We start from the raw sequence: 11,499 nt of genomic DNA, 5'->3' as shown, positions 1-11,499 counted from the left end.
CCGCAGGTGACGGCGGACCGGTGCCGCAGACAGGCAACGGGAGGCCAACCCCCGCACACGGGAGGAATCACCCATGAAGATCGGCATCGGACTGCCCAACCAGGTGCGCGACGTGCCGCCCGCCGTGGTGCCCGCCTGGGCCGCGCAGGCCGAGCGGGCGGGCTTCTCCTCGCTCGGATCGGTGGGCCGGCTCAGTTATCCCGGGGTGCTGGACACCGTCGCCCTGGCCGCGGCCGCGGGCGCGACCCGCACCATCGGGCTGATCAGCTCCATCATGATCGGCGCGGTCTGGCCCCCGGTCCTGCTCGCCAAGGAGGTCGCCGGCATCGACGGAGTCTCGGGTGGCCGCTTCACCCTGGGGCTCGGCCTCGGCGGCCGCACGGACGACTTCCTGAGCGAGGACGCGAACCCGCGCGGCCGGGCGGCACGCATGGAGAGCGACATCGAGGAGTACCGCAGGATCTGGCGCGGCGAGACGCCGCCGGGGGCCGCGAGCCCCCTGGTGCCCGCCGGCACGCGCGCGGACATCCCGATCCTGCTCGGCGGCCAGAACCCCAAGGCGTACCGGCGCGCCGCGCGGATCGCCGACGGCTTCATCGGGGCCTCGACGGGACCCGCGGCGGTGGCCGAGGGGTTCGAGGCGGTCCGGACGGCCTGGAGGGAGGTCGGACGCGCGGGCTCGCCCCGGCTCATGGCCCTGGCGTACTACGCCATCGGCGACCCGGACACGGGGCGCGCCAACGTGTACGCCTACTACAGCTCCGGGGGTGAGGAGATGGCATCGGCCGCAGCCGCCGGCGTCAATTGCGGGGCCGACGCGATCGGGTCGACCGTGCGGGCCTTCGCCGGCATCGGCACCGACGAGCTGCTCCTCGTCCCCACCCTCGCCGATCCGGGCGAGGTCGCGCGCCTCGCGGACGCCGTGCTGTGAGCCGGCGGTGTGCTGCGCGCCGGGGTCCGCGCCGGCGCGGACCCCGGCGGGCGGCCGTCAGCCGATCTGGTCGTTGTCCTTCTGGGTGCCCCAGCCGTGCCAGCGGTCGACCTCGATCAGCGCGGTGTACCGCACGCGGTCCCGGACCGGGTACGACTTGCCCAGGTAACGCTCCGCCAGCCGGTCGATGTCGGCGAGGTCCTTGTCCTCCCGCAGCTCCGCGACATGGCCGATGATCGTGACGTGCGTGTACCAGTCGTCCTTGTCCAGCACGGTCAGCGTGACGCGGGGATCCTGGCGGATGTGCTCGAGCCGCTTGCGGCCCTCGTCCAGGTTGATCAGGACCCGGCCGTCCTCCCACAGGTACCAGGTCGCGGTGGACACCGGCTGGCCGTCGGCCCGGAGCGTCGCGAGGACCGCGTGGTTGGGCTTGCTCAGCATGGCGATCGCGGCTTCGGGAAGCGGTGGCTTGGACACGGGGGCTCCTCTTCGGTGATGTGCCGGTCTGCCCGCCCACCGTGCCACACGCGGCCCCGCCACACCGCTCGGGAGCCGCTGTGTCGTGCCGGGGGACGCGGCCCGCGACCTGGCCGTCCTCCGGCGGTCAGCCCGCCGTCCAGCCCGCGTCGAGGCAGGCCTTGGCGAAGGCGTCGGCGCCCATCTGCCACGTCCGCGCGTCGTTCGTGGCACCCCGGACGAGTGCGCCGGCCATCTCGCGGACCGGGGCGACGGAGGACGTCTTCGCGGCCGCGCGTACCCGTGCGGCCAGCTTCGACCGGGCGTCGACGGTCCCGGTCTCCTTGTAGCCGTGCGCGAAGAGGTCGCAGGCGTGCTGCGCCGGGCCGTCCAGGCGGTGCGTCGGCTCGGCGTCGCCGTCGCCGCCGCACGACGAAACGGTCAGGACTGCGGCGGCCAGCGCGGTGGCCGCGGGGCGGGTACGCATGGGGGCATGATGACGCGCGCATCGCGCGTTCCGTCGGATGTACGGAGTCCGCGACGCGTCGGGGCACCGGACCGGGCGCCGCGCCGCCGGGGTGCCGTCGCACCGGGGCGGACATAGGGTCCGAATGTGAGTGACGGCCGGTGCGAGAGCCGCGGTGCGGCAGGACCGGACTCCGCTGCGCGGGGCCGCCGGTGCCGGCGCGCCGCGCGCGGTGCCCCGGGTACCGGAGCGCGCCCTGCCCGGGCGCCGGTGCCCCCGCTCGTCGCGGCCGGGAGCGGGTGACGCCGTGGAGGTCGTACGTGACGGCGAAGGCGCGGACGCGGTCGTACCCGCCCTCATCGAGGCCGTGCGGCAGACCCCGGTCCCGGCGCGAGTTTCACGGACCGGGGCGCGCCCCGCGCGGGCGCCGGTCGCGGCCGGGAGCGGGTGACACCGTGGAGGGCGTGCGTGGCGGCGGCCCGGACGCGGTCGTGCCCGCGCTGATCGAGGTCGTGCGGGAGACCCGGGCGTCCGTGGGGGCGGTGTACCTGCTGGAGCAGGGTGCGTGCGTGCTGGGCCTGGCGGCGCTCACCGGGCTGTCCTGGCGGATCGCCGCGCCGTGGGCGAGGGTCGCGCTGACCGACCGCGCCCCGGTGGCCGACGCCGTGCGCGAGCGGCGCGTGGTGTGGCTGGGCAGCCCGCAGGAACTGGCGCGCCACTACCCGCGGCTGGCGCTGGTGCTGCCGCACCGCTTCCTGCTCGCGGCGGCCCCCGTCACCTCGGGCGGCACCGCGTGGGGCGGGCTGGTGCTCCAGTGGCCCGGCTCCCGTCCGTCGCGGATGAGCGCGCACGAGGCCGAGGCGATCGACCGCGCCTGCCGCCGGCTGGGCGAACTGCTGCGCCAGGCCGCGGCGGACGGCCGCCCGGTGCGGGCCGGGGCGCATCCGCGGGTGCTGCCGCCGCCGCGGCCGCGGACCGTCTGGCCCGCGGAGGCGCAGGCCGCGGCGGACTTCGCGGAGCGGCTGCCCGGCGGTTGCTGCACGCTGGACATGGACGGGCGCATCGCGTTCGTCACCACCGGCGCCGCCGAACTCCTGGGCACCGGGGTCCCCGAGCTGCTGGGCGCCACCCTCTGGCAGGCGCTGCCGTGGCTGGACGGGCCGGCTGTCGAGGACCACTACCGCCGCGCGCTCGTCAGCCGCCAGCCCGTGTCGTTCACGGCGCTGCGGCCCCCGGACCGGCGGCTGGCCTTCCACCTCTACGCGGACGGCTGGGGCGTCAGCATCCGCCTCGTGCCCGCCGACGTCGCCTCCGACCCGTCGGGGGTGCTGCGGCCCGCGCCACCGGCCGAGCCCGGACGGGCCGACGGCCTCTACCCGTTGATGCACCTGGCCGCCACCCTGACCGAGGCCGTCGGGGTGCAGGACGTGGTGGAGCAGGCCGCCGACCAGTTGCTGCCCGCCCTGGGGGCGCAGGCCCTCGCGCTGATGACCGCGGAGGGGGGCCGGCTGCGGGTCATGGGCCACCGCGGCTGTCCCGCCGCTTCGGTGGACCGCATCGACGGGGTGCCGCTGACCTCGCCGACGCCCTCCGCGCAGGTCCTGGCCACCGGCGTCTCCTGCTTCTACAGCGACCGGGCGGAGCTGGAGCGGGACCATCCGCTGACGGATGTGCGGGACGGCATGAGCGCATGGGCGTTCCTGCCGCTCATCACCTCCGGCCGTCCGGTGGGGTCGCTGGTGCTCGGCTACGACCGGCCCCGCCCCTTCTCCGAGGAGGAGCGCACCCTGCTGACCTCCGTGGCCGGGCTCATCGCCCAGGCGCTGGACCGCGCCCGGCTCTACGACGCCAAGGACCGCCTCGCCCACGCGCTGCAGGCCGGGCTGCTGCCGCAGGTGCTGCCCCGTGTCGCGGGCCTCGACGTCGCGGCGCGCTATCTGCCGGCCGGTCGCGGCATGGGGATCGGCGGCGACTTCTACGACGTCATCCGCCTGGACGCGCACTGCGCGGCGGCGGCGATCGGCGACGTCCAGGGCCACAATGTGAACGCCGCCGTGCTGATGGGGCAGGTCCGCACCGCCGTCCACGCGACCGCGGGCGCGCCGCCCGGCGAGGTCCTGGCCCGCACGAACCGGGTTCTCACCGATCTGGACTCCGGCCTGTTCACCAGCTGCCTGTACGTCCACCTGGACCTGACGCGCCATCGGGCCCGGCTGGCGACGGCGGGCCATCCTCCCCCGCTGCTGCGCCACCCCTGCGGCCGGACCGAGGTGCTCGATCTGCCGCCGGGGCTGCTGCTGGGCATCGACCCCGCGGCCGACTACCCGTCCACCGAGATCGCGTTGCCGCCGGGGGCGGTGCTCGCCCTGTACACCGACGGCCTCGTGGAGTCGCCGGGGGTGGACCTCGGGGAGGCCGTCGCCGGGCTCGGGGAGCGGCTGGCGGGCGCGGGGGACGCCGCGGACGGGGGCCTGGAACTCCTCGCGGAGACGCTCGTCCGCCCGGCCGCGCGGTCCACCGCCCGCAGTGACGACATCGCCCTGCTGCTCATCCACCCGCACGGGGACGGCTGACGGCAGCGCCCGCGGTCAGCCGGCGTGCGGTCCGGCCGGGACGGTCTGCCGGCGGCGCGCGACCAGCGAGTCCAGGATCTCCCCGGCCCGTACGGCCGTGGTGGACAGGAGGGTCGAGGCGAGCCCGTGGGTGTGCTCGGTGCCGCCCTGGAGGTAGATGCCCGCGGTGACCTCGGGCGCGACCTGGACACGGTGGTCGCGGCCGACCCGGACGGCGTCGCCGTCGTCGCGCAGGCAGATCTTCGCGGACTCCCCGAGGAGGGTCGAGATGTCCTTGGAGCGGTAGCCGGTGGCGTGGACGAGGAGGTCGGCCGGCAGGGTGCTGTGCTCCCCCGTCGGCAGGAACTCCACGCTGATGTCGAGGCGTTCGTCCAGGACGTCCACCGCCCGGATGCGCGAGACGTTCAGGAAGCGGAGCCGTTCGCGGCCCTGGACCTTCTCGCGGTAGGAGGTCGCGTAGAGGGCCTCGATGAGGTCCATGTCGACCACCGAGTAGTTGGTGCTGCGGTGGTAGTCGAAGAGCGACTGCTTCACCTCGGAGGGGGCGTCGTAGTAGACGTCGACCGCCTCGGGGTCGAAGATCCGGTTGGCGAAGGGGCTGTCGTCGGCGGGCGTGTAGCCGTACTTGGCGAAGACCGCGCAGACCTCCGCGTCGGGGAAGGTGCGGTGCAGGTAGTCGACGGCCTCGGCGGCGCTCTGGCCGGCGCCCAGGACGACGGCCCGGCGCACCGGCTCGCCGCTGGCGGCGAGCTCGGCGACGCGCGGCAGCAACTGGCTGTTGTGCCAGACGCGCTCGGACAGCTCGGTGCCCGGCGGCAGGTGCGGTTCGAGGCCGACGGCCACACTGATGTTGCGCGCCCGGTGGGTGACGGTGCGGCCGGGGTTCTGGGGGTCCCGGCACACCACGTCGAGGTGGTCGATCTCGCCGCCGGCGCCCCGGACGGGTGTGATCGAGACCACCTCGGAGGAGTAGTCGACCAGGTGCGCGAGACGGGCGGCGGCCCACTCGAAGTACTCGTGGAACTCGACGCGGAGCGGGAAGAGTGTCTTCTGGTTCAGGAAGTCGACCAGCCGCCCCTTCTCCCGCAGATGGCACAGGAAGCTGAAGTCACTGGTCGGGTTCCGCATGGTGACCAGGTCCTTGAGGAAGGACACCTGCATCGTCGCGTCGTCGATGAGCATGCCGCGGTGCCATCCGAAGCGGGGCTGCCGCTCCAGGAATCGGGCCTCGATCCGCCGGGACGCCGGTTGTTGGGCGTTGTACTCCTCGATGGCTATGGCCAGAGCCAGATTTGACGGCCCGAAACCGATTCCCAGGACGTCGTGAATGATGTCCGGCTCACTGCGCGGTGCTGTCACCGTTGCATCGCCTCCCTCAGCGCGCCACATAATAGATAAGGTAAGGCTAACCTTGCAATATTGCTTCCGTCGGAGGAGAGACCATGCGGGTCGTCATGTTCGGCTATCAGACCTGGGGACACCGGACGCTGCAGGCCCTGCTGGAGTCGGACCACGAGGTCGCCCTCGTGGTGACCCACCCCAGGAGCGAGCACGCGTACGAGAAGATCTGGGACGACTCGGTGGCCGAGCTGGCCGAGAAGCACGGCGTGCCCGTGCTGCTCCGCAACCGCCCGGACGACGCGGAACTGCTGGAGGCGATCAGGGCCGCCGCACCCGACGTCATCGTCGCCAACAACTGGCGCACCTGGCTCCCGCCGGAGATCTTCGACCTCCCGCCGCACGGCACGCTCAATGTGCACGACTCGCTGCTCCCCGCCTACGCGGGCTTCTCCCCGATCATCTGGGCACTGATCAACGGCGAGGACCGCGTCGGGGTGACCGCGCACCGCATGGACGCCGAACTGGACGCCGGTGACATCCTGTTGCAGCGCTCGACGCCGGTGGGCCCGCAGGACACCGCGACCGACCTCTTCCACCGCACCGTCGACATGATCGCCCCGCTGGTGCGCGAGTCGCTGGACCTGATGGCGTCCGGCCGCGCCCGCTGGCAGCCGCAGGACCGCTCCCGCGCGAGCTTCTTCCACAAGCGGTCGGTCGAGGACAGCCGCATCGACTGGAACTGGCCCGCCGAGGACCTGGAACGCCTGGTGCGGGCCCAGTCGGACCCCTACCCGAACGCCTTCGCCTACCACCGCGGCGAGCGCATCAGGATCGTGTCCGCCGCCGTCTCCCGGGCCCGCTACGGCGGCACGCCCGGCCGGATCTTCATCCGTGAGGGCGACGGGGTCGTGGTCGTCGCCGGCGCCGACGCGCGCGGGGGGCACCGCCCGGGGCTGCTGGTCCGCACGATCCGCACGGACGACGGGACCGAGCACGCGGCGACCGACTGGTTCCGCACCATGGGCGGCTACCTGACGTCCCGTCCGTGACCACGGCTCCGGCGGCCCCGGGGCCGCACCCGGGGCTCCGCGCGCTCCGTGGGCGCACCGTCGTGGTGAAGGTCGGCGGCAACGCCATGGGGGACGACTCCCCGCTGCGCTCCGTGGCGCGGGACGTCGTCCGGATGCGGTGTGCCGGGGTGCGCGTCGTGGTGGTGCACGGCGGAGGACCGCAGATCAGCGCGCAGTTGGACTTGGCGGGCATCGAGGCGCGCTTCGTGGGTGGACTGCGGGTGACCACGCCCGAGGTCCTCGACGTCGCGCGGATGGTGCTGGCCGGCAAGGTGCAGCGCGACCTCGTCGGGCTCCTCAACGAGCACGGCCCGTACGCGGTCGGGCTCACCGGCGAGGACGCGCACACGCTGACCGCGGTCCGCCGCTACGCCGAGGTCGACGGCGAGATCGTCGGCATCGGCCTCGTCGGGGAGGTGACGGAGGTGAACACGACGGCCGTGGACGTGCTCCTGGACCACGGCCACATCCCCGTGGTCTCCTCGCTCGGCCGCGGCACGGACGGCCAGGTCTACAACGTCAACGCGGACGCGGCGGCCGGGGCACTGGCCGCCGCGCTCGGCGCGGAGTCGCTGGTCGTGCTCACGGACGTGCCGGGGCTGTACGCGGACTGGCCGCGCCGGGAACGGGTCCTGGAGCGGCTCACGGCCGCCGAGTTGGAGGCGCTGCTGCCGTCGCTGGGCGGCGGCATGGTGCCGAAGATGGAGAGCTGCCTGCGCGCGGTGCGGGCCGGTGTCCGCTCCGCGCGGGTCCTGGACGGCCGGGCACCGCACGCCCTGCTGCGCGCGCTGTCCGCGGGGCCGGGCGGCGCGGGCACGACCGTCCTGCCGGGCTAGCGGGCGCCTGCGGGACCGTCCTGCCGCAACGGGCGCACGGCGGGCGCCGTGCGTTTCGCGGCCGGGCAACCCGGCGGCGGTGCCGCGCCCCTGGCGGGTGCGGCCCCTCGTCCGTGCCGCCCGCTCCACGCGGATCTCGACAGCAGTGCACCCCACGCCCTGCCGCCCGCGCTGTCCACGGGGCCGGGCGGCGCGGGCACAACCGTCCTGCCGTGACGGGCGCACAGCGGTCGCGGTGTGTGCCGCCGCCGGGCAACCCGGCGGCGGTGCCGCGTCCATGGCGGGTGCGGCCCGCCGTCCGTGCCGCCACGCTCCGCCCGGGCGCCGGGCCGCCCGCGCTCAGCCGGACTCCGCGATCCAGTCGCCCTCGTCCCCCGGCTCGGGCAGGATGCGGCCTCCCTCCGCGGCGAACCGGGCGGGACTGTCCTTGATGATCACGAGGATGTGCGACTCCGGGACACCGGTGAGCCTGCTGCCGGCGGCCGAGATCTCCCGGGCCAGTCGTGTCTTCTCCGCGTCCGCGTGGCCCGCCCGCGTGGTCGCCTCGATCAGCAGGGGGCGCGAGGGGGCCGCGTCCGTGAAGACACTGCCCTCGGGCAGTTCGGCGAACGTCACGTGCACGAACGACGTGGGCGCGCCGGTGATCGAGGCGTGGAGGCGGGTGATCTCCGCCGCCAGAGCGGCCTTCTGCGCGGCCGGGACCGTGTTCTCCGTGGTGACCACGTGGTAGACGGGCATGGACGGCTCCGATCACGCGTGCGAGGACCCCGTACCCACACCGTAGGCCGCCGTCACGGGTGCCGCAGGTCGGCGGGGCCCGGCCCGCCGCCCGGGTCACTCGGCGGCGACGGGGACCGCTTCGTGGTGGCGGCCCATCGGGATCACCAGCGGGGTGCCGCTCACCGGGTCGGTCGTGATCCGGCAGCGCAGGTCGAAGACGTCCTCGACGGTGGCGGCGGTCACGACCTCGGCGGGCGGCCCCTCGGCCGCGATCCGGCCCGCCTTCATGGCGATGACGTGGTCGGCGTAGCGGCAGGCCTGGTTGAGGTCGTGCAGCACCATGACCACCGTGCGGCCCTCGCGGCGGTTGAGGTCGGTGATGAGGTCGAGGACGTCGATCTGGTGGGCCAGGTCGAGATAGGTGGTGGGCTCGTCCAGCAGGAGCACGGGGGTGCCCTGGGCGACCGCCATGGCGATCCAGGCGCGCTGGCGCTGGCCGCCGGACAGTTCGTCGACCGCGCGGTCCGCCAGGTCGGTCATGTCGGTGGCGGCCAGGGCCTCGTGGACGGCCAGCTCGTCCGCCTTGGACCACTGCCGCCACCAGTTCTGGTGCGGTGAACGGCCCCGGCTGACCAGGTCGAAGACGGTCAGCCCCTCGGGCGCGACCGGGGTCTGCGGCAGGATGCCGAGGCGCTGCGCCAGTTCGCGGGTGGGCAGGGAGCGCAGGGCGCGGCCGTCGAGCTCGACGGTGCCCTGGCGGGGGGCGAGCAGCCGGGCCAGGGCGCGCAGCAGGGTGGACTTGCCGCAGGCGTTGGCGCCGACGATCGCGGTGATGCGGCCGGAGGGTATGACGAGGTCGAGGTCCTCGACGACGAGCCGCTGGTCGTACGCCAGGTGCAGCCCGCGGGCCCGCAGTTCGGGCTGGGCGGCCGGGGCCGCGGACGCGGCCGCGGGGGCGGGGTCGGTGGTCGCCATGGGTTCAGCCTCCTGAGCCCGCGCGGTTGGCGCGGATGAGCAGCCAGAGCAGGACCGGCGCGCCGATGACGCCGGTGACGATCCCGACCGGGAGTTCCGTGCCGGGGATCGCTTCACGCGCGATGAGGTCGGAGCCCAGTACGACCAGGGCTCCGGTCAGTCCGGAGGCGACCAGGGGCGGCCACGCGGTGCCCGCCATCCGCTGGGCGATCTGCGGGGCGGCCAGCGCGACGAACGCGACGGGGCCGGCTGCGGCAGTGCCGAAGGCGATCAGCCCGACGCCGACGAGCAGCAGGGCGAGCCGCACCGGCTGCACGGGCGTGCCGAGTCCGGCGGCCACGTCGTCGCCGAGTTGGAGGGTGCGCATCCAGCGGGCCATGCCGAGGGCGAGCGGCACGAGGACGGCCATCGCGAGGGCGAGCAGGTCGACCTGGTCCCAGGTGCGGCCGTTGAGGTTGCCCACCAGCCAGCCGAGGGCGGCCTGGGCCTCGAACCGCTCGCCGCGGGCGACGAGGTAGTCGGTGGCGCTGGTGCAGATCCAGGAGACGCCGATGCCGACGAGGATGATGCGGTACCCGGTGGCGCCGCCCTTCCAGGCGAGCGCGTACACGACGAGTGCGGTGACCAGCGCGCCGAGCAGGCCGAGGCCCTGGGTGCCGAGCCCGCCGTCCCAGCCGAGCACGATGCCGGCCACCACGGCGGTGCCGGCCCCCTCGGTGAGGCCGATCATGTCGGGGCTGGCCAGCGGGTTGCGGGTCATCGTCTGGTAGAGCGCGCCGGAGATGCCGAAGGCGATGCCGACGAGCAGCCCGGTCAGCGCGCGCGGCAGCCGCAACTCCCGTACGACCAGGACCGTTCCGGGGTCGCCGGAGCCGGTGAGGGCCTTGACGACGTCGGTGAGCCCGATCGGGTAGTCGCCGAGGGAGACGCCCCAGCAGAAGAGCAGGAACACCGCGACGGCCAGGGCGGCGCACAGGACGACCAGCCGGGGCCGCAGCACACCGGAGACCGGCGGGGCCGTCAGGCGGTAGGGCCTGCGGCCGCGGAGGGGGGCGAGGGCGGTCATGCTCAGACCTCCGCGAGTCTGCGCCGGCGGACCAGGGCGATGAAGAACGGGCCGCCGATGAAGGCGACGAGCACCCCGGCCTGGATCTCGGTGGGCCGTGCGACGACCCGGCCGAGGATGTCGGCGGTGAGCAGCAGGCACGGTGCGAGCGCCGCCGACAGCGGCAGCAGCCACCGGTGGTCGGGGCCGATGCCCGCGTACTGGGCGAGCACCCGTGCGACGTGCGGCACCACGAGTCCGAGGAAGACGACGGGGCCGATGACGGCGACCGCGGCACCGGTCAGCAGCATGACGGCGGTGACGCCCTGGAGGCGCACCAGGCCGAGCCGGCGGCCGAGCGAGGCGGCCACGTCGTCGCCGAGGGCGAGGCTGTTGAGCGCCGGCGCGGCGGCGAGCGCGAGCACCGCCCCGATCGCGAGGAACGGGAGGATGGCGCGGACCACGGCCCCGTCCTGGTCGGCGAGGCTGCCGGCGGACCAGAAGCGGTAGCGGTCCAGGGCGTCGGGGTCGGTGAGGACGATCGCGTTGGTGAGCGAGAACAGCAGGAAGGTGACGGCCACTCCGGCCAGCGCCAGTTTCACCGGGGTCGCGCCGGAGCGTCCCGTCCTGCCGAGCAGGAAGACCAGGACGCTGGTGGCGAGGGCACCGGCGAAGGCGAACCAGATGTAGCCGTACAGCGATCCGGCCCCGAAGAGGGCGACGGCGACGACGATCCCGAAGGAGGCGCCGGCGCTGACGCCGAGGACGCCGGGGTCGGCGAGCGGGTTGCGGGTGAGGGCCTGCATGAGCGCGCCGGACAGCCCGAGCGCGGCGCCCGCGGTCAGGCCGAGGACGGTGCGCGGGACGCGGACGGTCCACACGATGTTGTCGACGAGCCGGCTCGGCGGGTGGCCGAACACCGACCGGACCACTTGGTCCGGCGGGATGTCCACGGCCCCGAGACCGATCGACAGCAGGCAGAGCCCGGTCAGTACGGCGACGAGCAGGACGACGAGCAGGGTGGGACGCAGTCCCCCGCGCGCGGTCACCGGCCAGGCTCCACAGCCACCATCCTTAGGTTAGGCA

General features: G+C 74.5%; 11 protein-coding genes. 4 read left to right on the top strand and 7 right to left on the bottom strand.

Translation table 11 applies throughout. The annotated features are described in order from the left end of the window. The first annotated feature begins 73 nt into the window (after positions 1-73). The gene (locus ABZ883_RS08780) at positions 74-931 is read left to right on the top strand and encodes an LLM class flavin-dependent oxidoreductase (protein ID WP_360903769.1); all 858 of its coding nucleotides are present in this window, start codon (positions 74-76) and stop codon (positions 929-931) included. 57 nt (positions 932-988) lie between these two features. Here ABZ883_RS08780 and ABZ883_RS08775 read toward each other — a convergent pair whose 3' ends face one another. Together ABZ883_RS08775 and ABZ883_RS08770 are read right to left on the bottom strand one after the other, a co-directional pair. Beyond that, entirely contained in the window at positions 989-1,408 is a 420-nt protein-coding gene (locus tag ABZ883_RS08775) for a PPOX class F420-dependent oxidoreductase (protein WP_360903766.1), read from the bottom strand. A gap of 127 nt (positions 1,409-1,535) precedes the next feature. Further along, a complete protein-coding gene (locus tag ABZ883_RS08770; protein ID WP_360903763.1) occupies positions 1,536-1,874 on the bottom strand; it encodes a hypothetical protein in 339 nt (112 codons plus the stop codon). Positions 1,875-2,308: 434 nt separating this feature from the next. Here ABZ883_RS08770 and ABZ883_RS08765 point away from each other — a divergent pair, with 434 nt between their 5' ends. Beyond that, positions 2,309-4,426 (top strand): SpoIIE family protein phosphatase, encoded by a 2,118-nt coding sequence (locus ABZ883_RS08765; RefSeq protein WP_360903760.1) that lies wholly within the window; start codon positions 2,309-2,311, stop codon positions 4,424-4,426. Positions 4,427-4,441: 15 nt separating this feature from the next. Here ABZ883_RS08765 and ABZ883_RS08760 read toward each other — a convergent pair whose 3' ends face one another. Further along, complete coding sequence (locus ABZ883_RS08760; protein ID WP_360903757.1) at positions 4,442-5,785, bottom strand: SidA/IucD/PvdA family monooxygenase; 1,344 nt, start codon at positions 5,783-5,785, stop codon at positions 4,442-4,444. 83 nt (positions 5,786-5,868) lie between these two features. Here ABZ883_RS08760 and ABZ883_RS08755 point away from each other — a divergent pair, with 83 nt between their 5' ends. Together ABZ883_RS08755 and argB are read left to right on the top strand one after the other, a co-directional pair. Continuing rightward, positions 5,869-6,816 (top strand): methionyl-tRNA formyltransferase, encoded by a 948-nt coding sequence (locus ABZ883_RS08755; RefSeq protein ID WP_360903754.1) that lies wholly within the window; start codon positions 5,869-5,871, stop codon positions 6,814-6,816. Continuing rightward, positions 6,813-7,673, top strand: a complete 861-nt coding sequence (argB, locus tag ABZ883_RS08750; RefSeq protein WP_360903751.1) for an acetylglutamate kinase — start codon at positions 6,813-6,815, stop codon at positions 7,671-7,673. Before ABZ883_RS08755 ends, argB begins: the two co-directional genes overlap by 4 nt. Positions 7,674-8,012: 339 nt before the next feature. Here argB and ABZ883_RS08745 read toward each other — a convergent pair whose 3' ends face one another. The 4 genes from ABZ883_RS08745 to ABZ883_RS08730 form a co-directional block, all read right to left on the bottom strand. Then, positions 8,013-8,411, bottom strand: coding sequence for a tautomerase family protein (locus ABZ883_RS08745; RefSeq protein WP_360903748.1), 399 nt, complete (start codon positions 8,409-8,411; stop codon positions 8,013-8,015). A gap of 96 nt (positions 8,412-8,507) precedes the next feature. Further along, positions 8,508-9,368 carry an ABC transporter ATP-binding protein gene (locus tag ABZ883_RS08740; protein ID WP_360903745.1) on the bottom strand — a complete coding sequence of 287 codons (861 nt, stop codon included), beginning with the start codon at positions 9,366-9,368 and terminating at the stop codon, positions 8,508-8,510. Positions 9,369-9,372: 4 nt separating this feature from the next. Continuing rightward, a complete protein-coding gene (locus ABZ883_RS08735) occupies positions 9,373-10,434 on the bottom strand; it encodes an iron chelate uptake ABC transporter family permease subunit (RefSeq protein WP_360903742.1) in 1,062 nt (353 codons plus the stop codon). Positions 10,435-10,436: 2 nt separating this feature from the next. After that, the gene (locus tag ABZ883_RS08730) at positions 10,437-11,462 is read right to left on the bottom strand and encodes an iron ABC transporter permease (RefSeq protein ID WP_360903739.1); all 1,026 of its coding nucleotides are present in this window, start codon (positions 11,460-11,462) and stop codon (positions 10,437-10,439) included. Positions 11,463-11,499 lie beyond the last annotated feature (37 nt).

Origin of the sequence: Streptomyces sp. NPDC046977 (assembly GCF_040644455.1) — a bacterium.
In the GTDB taxonomy this organism is placed as follows: domain Bacteria; phylum Actinomycetota; class Actinomycetes; order Streptomycetales; family Streptomycetaceae; genus Actinacidiphila.
Note: the sequence above shows the minus strand (reverse complement) of the source record. Positions and strands in the feature narration are given on the sequence as shown.